The sequence below is a fragment of the Aquamicrobium defluvii genome, assembly GCF_004363725.1.
GTDB classification, from domain to species: domain Bacteria; phylum Pseudomonadota; class Alphaproteobacteria; order Rhizobiales; family Rhizobiaceae; genus Mesorhizobium; species Mesorhizobium defluvii.
Genome location: NZ_SNZF01000024.1, coordinates 1 through 16,280, shown reverse-complemented (window position 1 = coordinate 16,280; position 16,280 = coordinate 1). Strand labels below are relative to the sequence as shown.

The window sequence follows — 16,280 nt, the reverse complement described above, 5'->3', positions numbered from 1 at the left end:
GAATGTGACACCATGCAGTTATGCCGAGCATCTAGAATTACGGTGGGCGAAATGCAATCCGTTGCCTGGATCGGCTTCGGAACCGAGGTGCTCCGCCCGATGTGATCGCCAGATGCCCAGCTACCGTATTAATGAACCATTGCCACCTAGGGGACCGTCGCTTGATTTACACCTATGTTCCGCCACTACTACCCACTTTCGTCCGCTGGCGAAAGCTGTACAGTAGAAAAAAGAACCTGAGCTGCCTCAGGGCCTTGGAATATGAGCGTCTGGACAAATTGCATTTTCAAGGCCCCATTCTAGACGTAGGCGGCGGTGGAAAATCGCTGTATCGAGACCTGCTCCCCGCCGATATCGCCTACGAATCGATCAACATCGATCCGGCAATTGCTCCGACCTACCTGATCGAGCCGGGTGGCGAGTTTCCCGTTGCTGATGACAGCTTTCCAACCTGCCTTTGCTTCAACACGCTGGAACATGTCTACGACGCGAAATTCGTCATCGGCGAAATTCATCGCGTCCTCAAGCCCGGCGGCGTCGCACACATCACCGTGCCTTTCATCTTTCGCATACATGGCCATCCCGATGACTATTTCCGTGCGACACCCAGCTGGTGGCGTGAAACGCTCCAGCGTGCCGGCTTTTCCGAAGTTGTACTTCATCCTCTGGTCTGGGGCCGCTACACAAGCGGTGCAAACATAAGCGGCTACCGCGGTATTTTGAGACGGCTGCGTTTTCACCTCGCTCACCTCGCTGATCTGGTATATGCCCGTCTGGCCTTTACCGGAAGCGATGGATGCTACTCTGGTCGCCGCGGTGAAAGAATTTGCGCAACATCCCCCGGGTGGTTCATCTCCGCAAGTAAATAACCACACCTATTAATCCTTGTTTTCTTATAAACAGATATGACACGCAAAAAATCGGAACTGTCAAAAAAAATAAGTAGACTTCGTCGTAATATTATATCAAATATGCCACCAAAAATATTTGATATGTATGCGAACATGGGATCCCTTATGAAGGGTTATCCTCATAGGGTTTTATCAATCGGAGCCGGCGAATTGATCGAGGTTCGCGACAAAGAAGAAAAAATTACCATATGTCGGAGAACAAGAATTTCTCTGTATAAGAGAGGAGTGAAAAACAGGCTAGTCAATCTGGCAAAATCATACCTACTTGATCAGATTGAAGAACCTCTCTCTGGCGCATTCATCGACTGCGGTGCGAATGTGGGCGAACTGGGAGCTTTCAGCCGCGCGCGCAATCTCGACTACCACGCTTTCGAACCGGAGAAACGGGAGGCCGATTGCTGCGACCTGAACAACTACGATGGCGCATCACGAACCAACCGCGTAGGCCTCTGGTCAGAAGACGGCACGCTTGAATTTTATTCGAAGCCATCCAGCGCCGATAGCTCTCTATTTGAAACGGATGGGTATATCGAACGGCATGTAATCAATGTCCGGTCTCTTGACAGCTACGTCTCAGAAAATAATCTGGACCGAATTGCAGTCATTAAAATCGAAGCCGAGGGAGCGGAACCGGAGATACTTTCCGGAGCCGAAAAGTCCCTGCGCATCGCGAGATACGTCACCGTGGATTGCGGGTTCGAAAGAGGAAAAGCTGAAGAGAGCACTCTCGTCCCCGTCGTGAATCTGATGATTAAGTTTGGCTTCGAAGCTGTCGCCTGGAATAGGGACAGAGTAACTGTGCTATTCAGGAATACAGATCGAACAAGAAGCTAGCACATAGCACTCGAGTACGACTGGACGACGCGCGCACTATAGACGAATCATTTCTTCATACATCGAAACCAGCTGCTCCGCTTCGCCCTGCAGAACAAACCGTTCCCGCGCCCGTTCCAGACCGTTCCCCGCCGCTTGGTAACGCCCAGTTTCATCCCCCATCCAATCTCCGGCAGCGGCAATCATCGCGCCGAGATCGTCGCGCGGGATGAGCGTTCCCGTCACGCCATCCTCTATCAGTTCGGAAAACGCACCTACATCCGTCGCGACAACGGGCACACCGCTCGCCATTGCCTCCAGCGGCGTCAGGCCGAAACCTTCCCAGCGCTGCGGGGCGATGAACAGGGACAGAGGGCGGTACCAGCGCTCGATGTCCTTGTGCTCTCCCACAAACAGGATGCGATCGGCCAGACCAGCCCTTTCCACGCGCTCACGCAGCCCCGCCTCGAAGCCCTTGTGCTCGGGCGTCGCACGGCCTGCGACCACCGCAGACCATTGCGGATGGCGCGGCAGAAGCTCGATCATGGCATCGACAAAAAGGTCCGTGCCCTTCTGATGGCGAATGCGGCCGAAGCAACCGACATGGAGCCGGTCCGGATCCAGGCCAAGCTCGCGCGCGGCCTCGGCGCGATCCGCCGGCGGGTGGAAACGATCGGTGTCGATGCCGTGCATGACGACCGTATTCGGCACGTCCAGATAGGCGGCCGTCTTGCGGCTGGTCGCGATCACCGCATCCATGCGGCGGATGAGAAATTTCGTCCAGCGCGTGTGATGGCGTTGCGAAGCTGACGTGAAGACAAGCTTCAGCGGCGCCCGGAAAACATCCCGCAGCACAACGCCGGCCAGCATCTCCGGGTTGCGGCGCGCATGCCAGACGCGCAACGGCGCACCCTGAGGCCGCCGCAGCAAGCCGGGCACCTGCCACCATCGCAGCTTCGGCAGATGGTCCGGCAGGCCCGGCCCCAGCGTTGCGATGCCGATCTGTTTCGCCTGAAGCGGCACGAGCTGGATGATGGTGCTCGTGACGCCCGACAGACGTTTCTTGAAATTGGGTACCACGACATGGACCCGCGACAGATCGACCCGCGTTGCGGCCATGAACTGGACTCTCTTATCCGCCGGCCGGATCAGGCCCAGCGCAACTCGACGATTTCGTAGCCGCGGGCGCCGCCCGGAGCGTTGACCTCGACGGCATCGCCGACTTCCTTGCCGATCAGTGCGCGCGCGATGGGAGAAGATATGGAAATGCGGCCAGCCTTCACATCGGCCTCCTGATCTCCGACGATCTGGTAGGTCTTTTCCTCCTCGGTGTCCTCATCCACCAGAACCACAGTGGCGCCGAACTTCACCTTGTCGCCGCTCAGCTTGCTGATATCGATGACCTCGGCGCGGGCGATCAGGTCCTCCAGCTCGCTGACGCGGCCCTCGTTAAGGCTCTGCGCCTCCTTGGCGGCGTGATATTCGGCGTTTTCCGAGAGATCGCCGTGCGAGCGCGCTTCGGAGATCGCCTCGATGATGCGCGGCCTTTCCTCCTGCTGGCGCCAGCGCAGTTCCTCCTTCAGCGTCTCGAAGCCACCAGCCGTCATCGGCACCTTGTTCATAGCCACTCCTTTCCTGCCGTCCGCCCCTCCGGGCGGCCTTTCGACAAAAAGAAAACGGTCCGTCAGGAAACTGGCGGAACCGTCACATCTCGGATTCTCGTTACAATATAGCAAGTGCCGAAGGTTTTTCACGTCCTAAAAACAAGGGACATTTTCTCCGGCAAAAAGCCTCAGGCTTTGAATATCAGTGCGGCACCGCAGGCGATGAGGGCAAATCCCGCAAGGTGGTTCCACGTCAGGGCCTCCTTCAGGTAGACCACGGAGAATATCGCGAATACCCCCAGCGTGATCACCTCCTGAATGGTTTTCAGTTCGGCAGCCGAGTAGACCTGCACGCCAATGCGGTTCGCCGGGACGGCCAGCCAATATTCAAAGAAGGCGATACCCCAGCTTGCGAGCACAACGGCATAGATCGCAGCACTCCTGAATTTCAGATGCCCGTACCAGGCGAAGGTCATGAAGACATTCGAGGCAAGCAGCATCAGGATGGGCAGGACCTTGGGAGAGAGGAGCGATGCCAAGCGGGAATATCCGATCGAATGGAAAGATATTGCGCCATTTCAATCGTGTCGCTGGCCCTGTCAATCCGGCCCGAGCGGGTTCATGTTCGGCCGTATGAGGAAAGTGACAGATAGGCTATCATCGCATCGGCCCGGCACGGCCGTCCGGGTGCTGAACGCGCGGAGATTCCCGATGCAGAACCGCCAGGAACGGGAGTGGGAGCTTTCCATCGGGCCGGATACGGTTCGCATGCTGATCCTCAAGGCGAAGGCGCTCAACGCCGGCATGCGCGACGACTTCGACGCCGGCAGCGAGCACGAAATCGAGTTCGACCGCGACAGAAGCGATTTCCAGCACCACCATGGCCTTGCGGAAGAAGAGGCGGAAGACCTGACCGAGCGCGAGCTGCGCGCCCTGATCGGCGACCTCAATGTCGACGAGGCCGCAGAACTGATTGCGCTCGCCTGGGTCGGGCGGGGCGACTTCGAGCCGGGTGAATGGGATGAGGCGCTGAGTGCGGCGAAGCAGCGTCCGCTGCGGCAGACCGCGCGCTATCTGCTTGGCTTGCCGCAATTGGCCGACTGGCTTGAACAAGGGTTGGAAAGCGTTGCCGGATAATTTTTCGTCTGCTGGCTTCGCTCCGGCATCAGCAACGGTGGAAGCGCTGTTCATCGGTTCTCTTGCACCGCTCGGACCCCGGCAGGTGCCCAGTGGCATTGACAAGAAACCGGTCCTGGGACGCCAGAAGATCACCCGTACAGGATTGGCAGGCGACAAGCAGGGCGACAACCGCCATCACGGAGGGCCGGAGAAGGCCGTGCACCACTATCCCGCCGACCACTACGGCGAATGGCGCAGGGAAGGCATCGAGGCCGCGGCACCGGCATTTGGCGAGAACATCACCACACGCGGCCTGTCCGAAGCCGATATCTGCATTGGAGATGTGTTTCGCTTCGGCTCCGCATTGCTGCAGGTGAGTCAGGGACGCCAGCCCTGCTGGCGGCTGAATGCCCGCTTCGACCGACCGGACATGGCAGTCAGGGTGCAGAAAAGTGGACGCACCGGCTGGTATTACAGGGTGCTGGAAGAGGGCTGGGCCGAAGCGGGCGATGCGCTGGTGCTTCACGGGCGCCCTCAGCCGGATTGGCCGCTCGCCCGCACCATCGAACTCCTTTATACGCGCACCATGGATATGGCTTCGCTGGATACGCTGAGCAAGCTGCCCGAACTGGCGCAATCCTGGCGTGACCTTGCCACCCGCCGCATTGCTACCCGGCAGGTGGAGGACTGGAACCGCCGGCTGCATGACAACGGCGCCTGACCCTGCAAAGGGATTCGGATTCAACGGCATAGGCGGCGTTCCGGAATCTGCTTGCGAAGATGTGTGAAACTGCCGGCAGCAACAACCCGTTACCGAAGGTGATCGTTTCCCGCTGCAACCACGCGGGTCCGCAACCGTTTGGAGGCGATGGCTCTTTCGCGATTTCGTTTCCTCATTCTGCTCACTCTTGCCTGCGTGATGGCGGAGCCGGCTGTCGCCAGGCACCAGCAGGTGCGGCTGCCGCAATCGGCGCCTGTACCCGAAATGCTTGCCGAACGTGCACCGCAGCCGGAAGTAGCCTTCCAAGCCGAAACGCCGACGCCGGAGCCCCGGCCGGACGAGGCGCCACAACCGGCCTCTCCACCCGGCCAGGCGCCTGTGCCTGACGCCAGGCCACCCGAAAAAAAGCCGGAGGAACCGGAAAAAGCCGGAGACAAACAGCCCTCCCCGCAATCCGATCCGCGTTCCGATATGGTTGCCGCTGAAAGGATGCCAGCCGGGGAAGCGGCATGCCGGACAAGGTTGCGCGCCCTGAAAGTCGCCTTCAAGGATGAACCGGCAGAACATGACGCAACTGCCGGCTGCTCTATGCCCTACCCGCTCAGCGTTACAAGCCTGTCGAACGGCATCGAATTGGCTCCGGAAGCAGAGCTGAACTGCGCTATGGCCGAGGCGATCCTCCGTTTTACCGCAGATATCGTCCAGCCTGCGGCCCGGACCATCATGGGCAGGGAACTGGCGGGGATCAGCCACGCTTCAGCCTATGTCTGCCGTCCGCGCCACAGCGGGACCAAAGTGTCGGAACACGCTTTCGGCAACGCGCTGGACATCGCCTCCTTCACATTCCGGGATGGAAGCAGCTTCGAGGTGGGGCCGAACCCGGGTGAAAAGCAGGGCAAGTTTCTCGATCACATTCGCAAGGCCGCTTGCGGTCCCTTCAAGACCGTTCTCGGCCCCGGCAGCGATTCCGATCACGAAACACATCTGCATCTGGATCTCGCGCCACGCCGCAACGGCTCGACCTTCTGCCAGTGATGTTGCCCAAATCCGGCCACAGGGGTGAATGCCCGCGCTGATCTTTCCTTTACCCTTGGCGGATAAGCTCTGTTTTCCAAACGAGCAGAGTTTTTCGCAATGGCCGGGAAATCCCTCAGCGCAATGCCCGGCGCCCTTCGTTCACGGCGCCCTGTGCGGTTCATCGGAACCTTGGCGGCCGTGATGGCCGTGGCGGGCGTTTCGGCGTGCAATACGGGCAGCGTGCTGGATCTCCAGCCCGCAGTCGATGTCGGCAGCACCTCGGCCGTTCCGGCTGGCAGCGGCATGCAGGCCCTCGTCCCCTCCAACCCATACATGACCGCCGCCTATCCGCGCTTCGACCGACCGCTTTCCTCCCCCGATCAGCTTCCGGCGGACGAAGTGTCCTGCCGCAGGGAACTGAAGAGGCTGCGCGTGAGCTATACCGACCTCGCCCCGATCAACGATGGCGGCCAGTGCGGCATCGACCACCCCGTCAAGGTGACGGCCATCGGCAATATCGAGATGAAACCGGCGGCAACTCTTACCTGCGCCATGGCCGCGAGCTTCGCCAGCTGGACGCGCAACGAGCTGACATCCGCCGCTCGCTGGCGGTATTTCAGCGGGGTCAAGTCGATCCGGCAGGGTTCGAGCTATTCCTGCCGCAAGATCCGGGGCGAAGGCGTGCTTTCCGAGCACGGCAAAGGCAATGCGCTCGACGTCATGGCCATCGAACTGAACAACGGCAAGGTCATCGACGTGCGCAAGCCCGGCCTGTTCGCCTTCCGCGAGCGCGCACTGCTCAACACCGTGCGCGCCGACGGCTGCTCCTATTTCACAACGGTGCTTGGCCCCGGCTACAACTACGATCACCGCGACCATTTCCATTTCGACATCAAGAACCGCAAGAGCGGATACCGCGCCTGCCGCTAGGTTTCAGCCGATCTCGTATTCCCGGGCAAACGAAAAACGGTGCTTCCGAATTGCCATCTTTTCCAGGAGGCATCGGGAATGCTAATGAGCATGCATGCTATACATTGAAATCGCCATCGTGGTCGTCCTCATTTGCGTGAACGGCCTGCTGGCCATGTCGGAACTGGCGATCGTTTCCTCCCGTCCCGCGCGGCTCAAGACCATGGTCGACCGCAACGTGCGCGGCGCGGCGCGCGCACTGGAACTGGGCGCCAATCCGGGCAAATTCCTGTCGACCGTGCAGATCGGGATCACGCTGGTCGGCGTTCTCTCCGGCGCGTTTTCCGGCGCGACTCTGGGCGACCGTCTCTCAAGGTTTCTGATCGACCTCGGCATGTCGGCAGGCGTGGCCCAGCCTCTCGGCGTCGGTATCGTGGTCGCGGTCATCACCTATGGCTCGCTCATCATCGGCGAGCTGGTGCCCAAGCAGATCGCGCTCCGCGACCCCGAACGCATCGCCTCGAAGGTTGCAGGCCCCATGGCCATGCTGGCTACCATCTCGGCGCCGCTGGTGTGGCTGCTCGACCTGTCCGGCCGCTCGGTGCTGTGGCTGCTCGGCCAGCGCGGCGAGAGCGAGGAAAAGGTCACCGACGAAGAGATCAGGATGATCGTCGCGGAGGCCGAGCATCAGGGCACCATCGAATCCGACGAACGCCGCATGATCGCAGGCGTCATGCGGCTTGGCGACCGCGCCGTGCGCGCCGTGATGACGCCCCGCACCGATGTGGACTGGCTGAATGTGCAGTCGGACGAAGCGTCGATCCGCAAGCTGCTGCTGGAAAGCCAGCACTCGCGCCTGCCCGCCGCCGACGGAAACGTCGACGACATGATCGGTGTCGTCCAGACCCGCGATATACTTGCCACATTGCTGGCCGGCAAGCCGCTGGACGCCCGCAAGCATGTGCGCGAGGCACCGATCGTCCACGATCAGGCCGACGCGCTCGACGTTCTGGCCAAACTCAAGGAAGCCGACATGCCGATGGCCCTCGTCCATGACGAGTATGGCCATTTCGAAGGCGTGGTGACCCCGGCCGACATTCTGGAAGCCATCACCGGGGTGTTCCGCTCGGACCTCGATGCGGACGACACGGAGGAAAGCGCCGTCCAGCGCGAGGATGGTTCCTGGCTGCTGGCGGGCTACATGCAGGCCGACGAAATGGCCGATATGATCGGCATCGACCTGCCGGAGAACCGCGATTACGAGACCGTCGCGGGATATGTGCTTTCCCACATGCATCACCTGCCCGCCACCGGCGAGGCGGTGGATGCGCAGGGCTGGCGCTTCGAGGTGGTCGACCTCGACGGCCGCCGCATCGACAAGGTGCTGGCGACGAAGCTGCCGGGAACGAACTGACACCGGACAGGGGGCCTTGCATCGGCAAAGGCCCCCTGTTCCCGTTCTATGGCATCATGCTGCCTTTGCCTGTTCTTCCGCAACGCGCGCCGTGCGCAACGCCTTGGCCCACCAGACAATGTCGTTCAACAATCCGTCGGCACCTTCCTTCAGATGCTCCAGTTCTGCGATGTCCTGGCCCTGCATGATGGCCACGAAATCGTTGCGCAGGATATGAACGGCCGCACGTACAGGCGCCATTTGCATCTCCACCGCGATCAGGCGCAGATGCTCCACCGCACGCGCACCACCGACGCCGCCATAGCCGACAAAGCCCGCCGGCTTGCGGAACACCTGTGAGCCGGCATAGTCGAAGGCGTTCTTCAGGACGCCGGTCGGCGCATGGTTGTATTCGGCAGCCGTGAAGATGTAGCCATCGAACTCATCCAGCCTGGCTTGCCAGCGGCGGGCGTGCTCGTCCTTCGACGGCGCCCACAGGGGCGAGGCATCCTCGGCGAACATCGCCATCGGATAATCCTTCAGATCGACGATCCCGGCCTCGGCATCATCGCGCTGGTTGACGAGATCGGCGATCCAGCGGGCAGGCTTTTCGGCAAAGCGCTTTTCGCGGACCGAACCGATGACGACAGCGATCCTGACCCTGGAAGACGGCATGCAAATTCTCCGTTGATAGTGGTATAAAAAGGAAACCGACACTATTTATGAAACCAGCATGCAAGCGCGCAAGGAGGCACCTTTTTGAAACCGAGGCATCCACATCGCAGCGAGGATTGCCGGGCTGTCAGCGCGGTTCTGCAACGTGTGGGCGACAAATGGACCGTTCTGGTCGTTTCGATGCTCGGCGACGGACCGATGCGCTTCAACGAACTCAGACACGCCATCGGCGGCATTTCGCAGAAGATGCTGACGACGACGCTGCGCAATCTGGAGCGGGACGGTTTCGTCACCCGCACGGTATTTCCCACCATCCCTCCAAGAGTGGATTATGAGTTAACCGGTCTCGGACGCGAATTGCTGGTGCCGGTCACGGCGCTGGGCGACTGGGCGCGTGCGAATATCGACCGTATCAACAGCGCCCGCGACCGTTTCGATGCGACGGCACAACCATAAGCGAAAGGCTCATTCCGCCGGCACGCGGGTGGGCTTGCCCTCGCCGTCCAGAGCCACCATGACAAACTCGGCATGGGTGACCATTTCCATGAGCTCGGAAAGGTACCGCTGCGCCCATGCCTCCACCTTGAGCGTCATCGAACTGCGACCCACGCGTTCGATATGCGTGTAGATGCACAGCGTATCGCCAATTTTCACGGGCTTTGCGAAGGACATCTCCTTGACTGCCGCAGTGACCACCCGCCCGCGGGCGCGCTCCGCCGCGCGGATGCCGCAGGCAAGGTCCATCTGCGCCATCACCCAGCCGCCGAAAATGTCGCCGGCAGCATTTGCGTCCGCCGGCATGGCCAGCGTGCGCAGCGTGAGTTCCCCCTGCGGCGCGCCGTTCACATATTGCACCATGCCTGACCTCCGGAACGTTTGCTTCATCCTGCCGTAGCTTCGAGACAGGGGCGCGTCAACTTTCAGGCCGAGCCAGCCCAACGAAATCAAGCGATTGCACCGTCTTTCGGAATCTGTCTCGCAGCGTGTTGAATCAGCATCTCAGGGTCAGCGCGCGTGGCAGGACCTCGAATGTCGCGGGAATACGGCCCGGCGACTCGCCGTCTATGTCAAGCAGCGCACCGTTGACCATGGCACTTCCGACCGGCTCCACCAGCACCTTTCTGGCCCGAAGCATCGTCACCGCCGGATGGTCGCGATGACGGCCGCCATAAAGCCGGGTCAGGTCGCGGATCAGACCGGGCTTTGCGGCGGCGCGCACGATGACCACGTCGAACCAGCCGTCGTCCATCTCCGCATCTGGCGCCACCATCATCCCCGCCCCGAAGAAGCGTCCGTTGGCCACCGCAACCAGCGCCACGCGCGCCTCGACCGGCTCGCCATCGTCCAGCGTGACGCGGACCGTCTGGAAACGATAGCGCAGGAACGAGCTGACGGTGCGCCAGTAGAACAGCGCCCTGGCCGACACCCTGCCCTTGCGCCTGTCGGCGTTCACCGCCCGCACAGTGACGCCCGACAGGCCAAGGCTGGCGATATTGATGAAATGGCGGCTGGACAGCGCCCCATGGTCGTCGACGAAGGAGATGCGCCCGACATCGATCTTCCGCCGTCCGGCCTGAGCGATATAGCCTGGCAATCCGGCTACATCGCGTGGGAGGCCAAGGCCACGCGCGAAGTCCGACCCGGTGCCGCAGGGCAGAAGGGCAAGCTCCACGTTGCCCATGCCTTCCCGACGGGCGAGCAGGAGGCCATCCGCCACCTCGCTTGCCGTGCCATCGCCGCCCGCGGCGATCACCAGTCCGCAGCCTGAAATCACAAGATCCAGAGCCAGTCTTTCTGCATCGCCGGCGGCTTGTGTCTCACGAACCTCGATCTCCGCGAAGTGACTGCGAAGCTCTGCCAGCAATTGTGGCCACTGATCCCTGAGCCAGCCTCCACCGGCAACAGGATTGAGAATCACTCCGACTTTCACCGCGCCTCCTCCCGAAGCAGTGCGTCGGCCATTGAAGCGCGGTGCCGGCGGATTCGGCAAGCAGCGATTGCATCGGCATGAAAAAGCCGGCCCCAATGGGACCGGCCGGAAACCCGCGGATTTGCGATCTCGGCTAGGAAGCGGCTTCGATAGAGGTCACCATCCCGGTGGTGTCGTCCACGGTCACGACCACTCTGGTGCCGACAGCAAGCTGATCGACCGCAGCTTCGGCTGGCAACTGGTAGATCTTGCCGTCGTCCAGCGTGATCGATTTCGTTTCGGGGTCGACCGCCTGGATCGTTCCCTGCACGGTCGCCGCATAGGCAGCGCTCAGGAAGGCAAGAAGGGCGCTGGCGGTGGCAAGGGTCTTCTTCATGTCGGATACTCCCGTTTTTGGCGGTTTGTTTGAGGCGTCCGGCAAGAGGGCCGCCTCGCGACACCCGAAACCTAAGAAGCGTGCCCTCGATTTCAAATCACGAAGGGTAACTTTTCCAAATATTATCAGCGGCTTATTTCTGACACATTGACGTATTCCGGACCAGAACCATCCCGGCATACGCAGTCTCATGGCAAAGCTTTTCCCGGGAGCGGAATCTGTTGAGCGCGATGGGGCGGCTGGGATAACGGCACGCTCACGCCACATTCGGCATCCCGCAACGATCACAAGCCACGCCATAAAAACCGCCGGACACATTTTGTTTCATTGGTCCAGCCAGCGGGTCAGCTTCCCCGTTCCCCACAAATCTGGCATAGGCCGGACAGTGCGGGTTGGAGCCCTTGTCGTGTTCTACTGGATCGAAGCCATTGGCGCGCTGGCCGCGCTCATCACCACGCTCGGCTGGGTTCCTCAGGTCGTCAAACTGGCGCGCGAGCGCAAGGCAGACAACATCTCGCTGATTGCCACCGGCTCGATAGCCGCTGGTGTGGCGCTGTGGGCCGTATACGGCGTCCTCATCGGCTCATGGCCTGTGATCGTAGCCAACGTGCTGACACTGATGTTTGTCGGTGCCATCGTGGTGATGAAGCTGCGTTTCGGCTGACTGCCTCCTGACAACCTGCTGTCAGGAGAGCCGCGAACGGAGGGCTGCGTGTCCGGCTCCCTCTTTCCATTTGCCCCGAGTCCACCCATATTCAGCATATGGCCAAATCTCCCGACAAGCAGGCGCAGCCCAGGAGGCGCAGCCCCCTGACCGATTTCATGGATGCCAGCGAGCCTCTGCACAAGGGTGGCTTCGCCGAGGCGCCGCAGCCCGAGCTTTCCGGCATGCCGCTTTCGGGCTCCATATCGGATTGGGCCGGGCAGATTTCGCGGGAAGCCGAGCAGGAAAGCCGCACTGGCACGACGGACAAGAACGGCACCAAGCCCGGCAGGAAGGTCCCGGCCCGGTCGGCCTCGCCCACCCGCACGGCCCGTGGCACCTCCATGGGCGGCGCGGCCAGCGCCAGGGAGCGCGCGGCTGTCGGTCTCAACCCGGTGGCCGGTCTAGACATCTCGCTGGAAGACGCGGCAACGCTGCCGAAATCCGCTGTCACCGCCACGGTGCAGGCGCTGGCAGACCTGATCGAGAGCGGCAACCCGCTGCACAAGAACGGCCAGATCTGGACGCCGCACCGCCCTGCCCGCCCGGAAAAGTCCGAAGGCGGCATCGCCATCCGGATGGAATCGGAATTCGAGCCGCGCGGCGACCAGCCGACCGCGATCAGGGACCTTGTGGAAGGCGTTTCAAGCGAGGACCGCACGCAGGTTCTGCTCGGCGTCACCGGCTCGGGCAAGACCTTCACCATGGCCAAGGTGATCGAGGAGACGCAGCGCCCCGCGCTGATCCTCGCGCCCAACAAGACGCTGGCCGCCCAGCTCTACGCCGAGTTCAGGAAATTCTTCCCGAACAACGCGGTGGAATATTTCGTCTCCTACTACGACTATTACCAGCCCGAAGCCTATGTGCCCCGGACGGACACCTATATCGAGAAGGAATCCTCCATCAACGAGCAGATCGACCGCATGCGCCACTCGGCCACGCGCTCGCTGCTGGAGCGCGACGACGTCATCATCGTTGCCTCGGTCTCCTGCATCTACGGTATCGGCTCGGTCGAGACCTATACGGCGATGACCTTCCAGATGACGATCGGCGACCGGCTGGACCAGCGCCAGCTTCTCGCCGACCTCGTCGCCCAGCAATACAAGCGGCAGGATGCGAATTTCGTGCGCGGCTCGTTCCGCGTGCGCGGCGACACCATCGAGATCTTCCCGGCCCACCTTGAGGATCGCGCCTGGCGCATCTCGCTGTTCGGCGACGAGATCGAGGCGATCACCGAGTTCGACCCGCTGACCGGCAGCAAGACCGGCGACCTGAAATCGGTCAAGATCTACGCCAACTCGCACTATGTGACGCCGCGCCCGACCTTGAATCAGGCCATCAAGTCCATCAAGGAAGAACTCCAACACCGCCTGAAAGAGCTTGAAAAGGCTGGACGCCTGCTGGAGGCGCAGCGGCTGGAGCAGCGCACCCGCTTCGATCTGGAGATGCTGGAGGCGACGGGCTCCTGCGCCGGCATCGAGAATTATTCGCGCTACCTGACCGGCCGCGCGCCGGGCGAGCCGCCGCCGACGCTGTTCGAATACGTGCCCGACAACGCGCTGATCTTCATCGACGAGAGCCACGTCACCATTCCGCAGATCGGCGGCATGTATCGCGGCGACTTCCGCCGCAAGGCGACGCTCGCCGAATACGGCTTCCGCCTGCCCTCCTGCATGGACAACCGGCCGCTGCGCTTCGAGGAGTGGGACGCCATGCGCCCACTCACCGTCGCCGTTTCGGCGACACCCGGCGGCTGGGAGCTTGAGCAATCCGGCGGCGTCTTCGCCGAACAGGTCATTCGCCCGACCGGCCTGATCGATCCCCCCGTCGAGGTGCGCCCGGCCAAGAGCCAGGTCGACGACGTTCTCGGCGAAATCCGCGAGACGACGAAGAAGGGCTATCGCACGCTGGTGACGGTGCTGACCAAGCGCATGGCCGAGGACCTCACCGAATATCTGCACGAGCAGGGCATCCGCGTGCGCTACATGCACTCCGACATCGACACGCTGGAGCGCATCGAGATCCTGCGCGATCTGCGCCTCGGAGCCTTCGACGTGCTGGTCGGCATCAACCTGCTGCGCGAGGGGCTGGACATCCCCGAATGCGGCTTCGTCGCCATCCTCGACGCCGACAAGGAAGGCTTCCTGCGCTCGGAAACCTCGCTCATCCAGACCATCGGCCGCGCCGCGCGCAACGTCGACGGAAAGGTCATCCTCTACGCCGACCAGATCACCGGCTCGATGGAACGGGCGATGGCGGAAACAAACCGCCGCCGCGAGAAGCAGCTCGAATACAACGAGGCCAATGGCATCACGCCGGAATCGGTCAAATCGCGCATCGCCGACATTCTCGACTCGGTCTACGAGAAGGATCACGTGCGCGCCGACATCTCGCAGTTCACCGACGATGCCGGCCAGCTTATGGGCAACAATCTCAAGGCCCATCTGGAATTCCTGCAAAAGAAGATGCGCGACGCCGCCGCCGATCTCAATTTCGAGGAGGCCGCGCGGCTGCGCGACGAGATCAAGCGGCTCACCGAACTGGAACTGGCAGTCTCCGACGATCCGCTGGCCAGATATGCGGAATCCGAAAGCCCGGTCTCCGGCCGCGAGAAAGGCAAGCACAACAAGGGCCGCGCACGACACAGGGCAGTGGAAGAAACCGCCGAGGGTGGCGCCCTGTTCCGCAAGCCGCATCTGGACGAGATGGGCGCCGACGGCGCCGCTCCGGTGAAGAAGCCGCTGTTCGCCAGGCCCTCACTCGACGACATGGGACCCGGAACCGATATGGCCACGCCGGCCGGGGCCGTCTCGCGCTCCCTGTTCAGGAAGCAGTCGGCGCAGGAGGCCCATGGCTCGGACTTCGGTGTTCCGGGAGAAAGCAAATCCTCCCTTTTCCGAAAGAACACGCTGGACGAAATGACCGTTGGCCGCACCGAGAAGCCGGTGGAAGGCAGGAAGCCGGTCAGGCCGGACGACGTGAAGCCGATCCGCCGCGAACGCGCCGGTATCGGGTCCTACGAAGATCCGGCGGATACCGAACAGCGCCGACGTCGCCCGGCCAAGACCGGAAAACCGGGGAAATAAGCTTTCAGCGGCGGGGAAACTCCGCCGCCTGCATATCGCCACCGTCAATACGTCCCGCGGGGGGCTTGCAACGTCAAACCCGGGAGAAGCACATGAGCGATGCAAATGCGAGACCCCAGACCCAGGCCATGCCGAGGGCGCTCGGGGGCCTTACCCCTTACCTGCAACTGGACGGGGCGCTGAAAGCCGCTGCCTTCTATGAGAAAGCCTTCGGCGCCGAGCAGGTCTATGCCGTGCCGCCGGACGATGAGGGCCGTACGATGCATGTCCATCTTTACGTCAACGGTTCCAGCCTGATGCTGAGTGACGCCTACCCCGAGCACGGACATCCCCACCAGCCGGTGCAAGGTTGCACCATGCAGTTGCATCTGACGGCGGGCGACATTGATTCGTGGTGGCAGCGCGCTGTCGATGCCGGCTGCGAAGTGGTGGTGCCGCTGGACCTGATGTTCTGGGGCGACCGCTGGGGCAGCCTGCGCGACCCATTCGGGGTCGACTGGGCGATGAATGCACCTGTCAATCACTAGGCAACCGGACAACAACGCTCAAGGAGGAAGCAATGTCCTATGTCGATGGTTTCGTGATCGCAGTGCCGCAGGCAAAGCTGGACGAGTACAAGGAAATGGCTCGCAAGGCTTGCGACGTGTGGATGGAGCATGGTGCCCTTGCCTATGCGGAATGCACGGGTGACGATGTGCCCTATGGGGAACTTACGTCGTTCCCCCGCGCGGTTCAGGCCAAGGAAGACGAGATCGTGATCTTTTCCTGGGTCGTCTACCAGTCACGCAAGGATCGGGATGAGATCCTGGCCAAGGTAATGGCCGATCCACGCTTGAAAGGCGACATGGAAAACATGCCTTTCGACGGAAAGCGCATGATCTATGGAGGTTTCGAGTCCTTCCTGAACGTCCGCAAGGAGCCGAAACACTAGGCACGAAACCCAATCAGGATGTTGATTGGTTTAAGCTTTCATGATTCAAGCTGGAAAACGCTGGAGTTTGGATCATGGCAGGAGAGTTCTGG

At 61.5% G+C, this 16,280-nt stretch carries 19 protein-coding genes; 12 read left to right on the top strand and 7 right to left on the bottom strand.

Going from position 1 to position 16,280, the window contains the following annotated elements:
- The first annotated feature begins 161 nt into the window (after nt 1-161).
- Together DES43_RS16455 and DES43_RS16450 are read left to right on the top strand one after the other, a co-directional pair.
- Nucleotides 162-869, top strand: coding sequence for a methyltransferase domain-containing protein (locus DES43_RS16455; protein WP_166647770.1), 708 nt, complete (start codon nt 162-164; stop codon nt 867-869).
- 147 nt (nt 870-1,016) lie between these two features.
- Complete coding sequence (locus DES43_RS16450; RefSeq protein WP_166647769.1) at nt 1,017-1,745, top strand: FkbM family methyltransferase; 729 nt, start codon at nt 1,017-1,019, stop codon at nt 1,743-1,745.
- Nucleotides 1,746-1,781: 36 nt separating this feature from the next.
- Here DES43_RS16450 and DES43_RS16445 read toward each other — a convergent pair whose 3' ends face one another.
- The 3 genes from DES43_RS16445 to DES43_RS16435 form a co-directional block, all read right to left on the bottom strand.
- A complete protein-coding gene (locus tag DES43_RS16445) occupies nt 1,782-2,843 on the bottom strand; it encodes a glycosyltransferase family 4 protein (protein WP_035030538.1) in 1,062 nt (353 codons plus the stop codon).
- A gap of 29 nt (nt 2,844-2,872) precedes the next feature.
- Nucleotides 2,873-3,346 (bottom strand): transcription elongation factor GreA, encoded by a 474-nt coding sequence (gene greA / locus DES43_RS16440; RefSeq protein WP_035030540.1) that lies wholly within the window; start codon nt 3,344-3,346, stop codon nt 2,873-2,875.
- Nucleotides 3,347-3,516: 170 nt separating this feature from the next.
- Complete coding sequence (locus DES43_RS16435; protein ID WP_035030543.1) at nt 3,517-3,867, bottom strand: DMT family protein; 351 nt, start codon at nt 3,865-3,867, stop codon at nt 3,517-3,519.
- 172 nt (nt 3,868-4,039) lie between these two features.
- Between DES43_RS16435 and DES43_RS16430 the strand changes: the two genes are divergently transcribed.
- From DES43_RS16430 to DES43_RS16410, 5 genes are all read left to right on the top strand, one after another.
- Entirely contained in the window at nt 4,040-4,465 is a 426-nt protein-coding gene (locus DES43_RS16430) for a DUF3775 domain-containing protein (RefSeq protein WP_035030546.1), read from the top strand.
- 37 nt (nt 4,466-4,502) lie between these two features.
- Nucleotides 4,503-5,168 carry an MOSC domain-containing protein gene (locus DES43_RS16425; RefSeq protein ID WP_035030623.1) on the top strand — a complete coding sequence of 222 codons (666 nt, stop codon included), beginning with the start codon at nt 4,503-4,505 and terminating at the stop codon, nt 5,166-5,168.
- Nucleotides 5,169-5,315: 147 nt separating this feature from the next.
- Nucleotides 5,316-6,203 carry an extensin-like domain-containing protein gene (locus DES43_RS16420; protein WP_035030549.1) on the top strand — a complete coding sequence of 296 codons (888 nt, stop codon included), beginning with the start codon at nt 5,316-5,318 and terminating at the stop codon, nt 6,201-6,203.
- 99 nt (nt 6,204-6,302) lie between these two features.
- A complete protein-coding gene (locus DES43_RS16415; protein WP_035030551.1) occupies nt 6,303-7,115 on the top strand; it encodes an extensin-like domain-containing protein in 813 nt (270 codons plus the stop codon).
- A 94-nt stretch (nt 7,116-7,209) separates the two neighbouring features.
- On the top strand, nt 7,210-8,508 hold the full coding sequence (locus DES43_RS16410; RefSeq protein WP_035030554.1) for a hemolysin family protein: 1,299 nt from the start codon (nt 7,210-7,212) through the stop codon (nt 8,506-8,508).
- A gap of 54 nt (nt 8,509-8,562) precedes the next feature.
- Here the strand turns inward: DES43_RS16410 and DES43_RS16405 are convergent, their stop codons facing one another.
- Nucleotides 8,563-9,162: an NADPH-dependent FMN reductase gene (locus DES43_RS16405; protein WP_035030557.1), complete on the bottom strand. Its 600-nt coding sequence runs from the start codon at nt 9,160-9,162 to the stop codon at nt 8,563-8,565.
- An 84-nt stretch (nt 9,163-9,246) separates the two neighbouring features.
- On the opposite strand from DES43_RS16405, the gene DES43_RS16400 reads away from it, so the two are divergent.
- Entirely contained in the window at nt 9,247-9,618 is a 372-nt protein-coding gene (locus DES43_RS16400; RefSeq protein ID WP_035030560.1) for a winged helix-turn-helix transcriptional regulator, read from the top strand.
- 9 nt (nt 9,619-9,627) lie between these two features.
- Here DES43_RS16400 and DES43_RS16395 read toward each other — a convergent pair whose 3' ends face one another.
- From DES43_RS16395 to DES43_RS16385, 3 genes are all read right to left on the bottom strand, one after another.
- Nucleotides 9,628-10,020, bottom strand: coding sequence for an acyl-CoA thioesterase (locus DES43_RS16395; protein ID WP_035030563.1), 393 nt, complete (start codon nt 10,018-10,020; stop codon nt 9,628-9,630).
- Between the two features lie 133 nt (nt 10,021-10,153).
- Nucleotides 10,154-11,092, bottom strand: a complete 939-nt coding sequence (locus DES43_RS16390) for a diacylglycerol/lipid kinase family protein (protein WP_035030626.1) — start codon at nt 11,090-11,092, stop codon at nt 10,154-10,156.
- Between the two features lie 133 nt (nt 11,093-11,225).
- Nucleotides 11,226-11,468: a DUF1344 domain-containing protein gene (locus tag DES43_RS16385; RefSeq protein ID WP_035030566.1), complete on the bottom strand. Its 243-nt coding sequence runs from the start codon at nt 11,466-11,468 to the stop codon at nt 11,226-11,228.
- Between the two features lie 406 nt (nt 11,469-11,874).
- Between DES43_RS16385 and DES43_RS22960 the strand changes: the two genes are divergently transcribed.
- The 4 genes from DES43_RS22960 to DES43_RS16365 all read left to right on the top strand — a co-directional run bounded on the left by DES43_RS22960 (nt 11,875) and on the right by DES43_RS16365 (nt 16,188).
- Nucleotides 11,875-12,132 carry a SemiSWEET family sugar transporter gene (locus tag DES43_RS22960; RefSeq protein ID WP_133675814.1) on the top strand — a complete coding sequence of 86 codons (258 nt, stop codon included), beginning with the start codon at nt 11,875-11,877 and terminating at the stop codon, nt 12,130-12,132.
- Nucleotides 12,133-12,230: 98 nt separating this feature from the next.
- On the top strand, nt 12,231-15,257 hold the full coding sequence (gene uvrB / locus DES43_RS16375) for an excinuclease ABC subunit UvrB (RefSeq protein WP_035030571.1): 3,027 nt from the start codon (nt 12,231-12,233) through the stop codon (nt 15,255-15,257).
- Nucleotides 15,258-15,349: 92 nt separating this feature from the next.
- Nucleotides 15,350-15,784: a VOC family protein gene (locus DES43_RS16370; protein WP_051520720.1), complete on the top strand. Its 435-nt coding sequence runs from the start codon at nt 15,350-15,352 to the stop codon at nt 15,782-15,784.
- Nucleotides 15,785-15,816: 32 nt separating this feature from the next.
- On the top strand, nt 15,817-16,188 hold the full coding sequence (locus DES43_RS16365; protein ID WP_035030574.1) for a DUF1428 domain-containing protein: 372 nt from the start codon (nt 15,817-15,819) through the stop codon (nt 16,186-16,188).
- The last annotated feature ends 92 nt before the right edge of the window (nt 16,189-16,280 follow it).

Excerpts from the sequence above, each read along its gene's own strand:
- DES43_RS16450 (WP_166647769.1), top strand. The coding sequence starts at position 1,017 with ATGAAGGGTTATCCTCATAGGGTTTTATCAATCGGAGCCGGCGAATTG.
- DES43_RS16445 (WP_035030538.1), bottom strand. The coding sequence starts at position 2,843 with ATGGCCGCAACGCGGGTCGATCTGTCGCGGGTCCATGTCGTGGTACCC.
- greA (WP_035030540.1), bottom strand. The coding sequence starts at position 3,346 with ATGAACAAGGTGCCGATGACGGCTGGTGGCTTCGAGACGCTGAAGGAG.
- DES43_RS16430 (WP_035030546.1), top strand. The coding sequence starts at position 4,040 with ATGCAGAACCGCCAGGAACGGGAGTGGGAGCTTTCCATCGGGCCGGAT.
- DES43_RS16420 (WP_035030549.1), top strand. The coding sequence starts at position 5,316 with ATGGCTCTTTCGCGATTTCGTTTCCTCATTCTGCTCACTCTTGCCTGC.
- DES43_RS16415 (WP_035030551.1), top strand. The coding sequence starts at position 6,303 with ATGGCCGGGAAATCCCTCAGCGCAATGCCCGGCGCCCTTCGTTCACGG.
- DES43_RS16410 (WP_035030554.1), top strand. The coding sequence starts at position 7,210 with ATGCTATACATTGAAATCGCCATCGTGGTCGTCCTCATTTGCGTGAAC.
- DES43_RS16405 (WP_035030557.1), bottom strand. The coding sequence starts at position 9,162 with ATGCCGTCTTCCAGGGTCAGGATCGCTGTCGTCATCGGTTCGGTCCGC.
- DES43_RS16395 (WP_035030563.1), bottom strand. The coding sequence starts at position 10,020 with ATGGTGCAATATGTGAACGGCGCGCCGCAGGGGGAACTCACGCTGCGC.
- DES43_RS16385 (WP_035030566.1), bottom strand. The coding sequence starts at position 11,468 with ATGAAGAAGACCCTTGCCACCGCCAGCGCCCTTCTTGCCTTCCTGAGC.
- uvrB (WP_035030571.1), top strand. The coding sequence starts at position 12,231 with ATGGCCAAATCTCCCGACAAGCAGGCGCAGCCCAGGAGGCGCAGCCCC.
- DES43_RS16370 (WP_051520720.1), top strand. The coding sequence starts at position 15,350 with ATGAGCGATGCAAATGCGAGACCCCAGACCCAGGCCATGCCGAGGGCG.
- DES43_RS16365 (WP_035030574.1), top strand. The coding sequence starts at position 15,817 with ATGTCCTATGTCGATGGTTTCGTGATCGCAGTGCCGCAGGCAAAGCTG.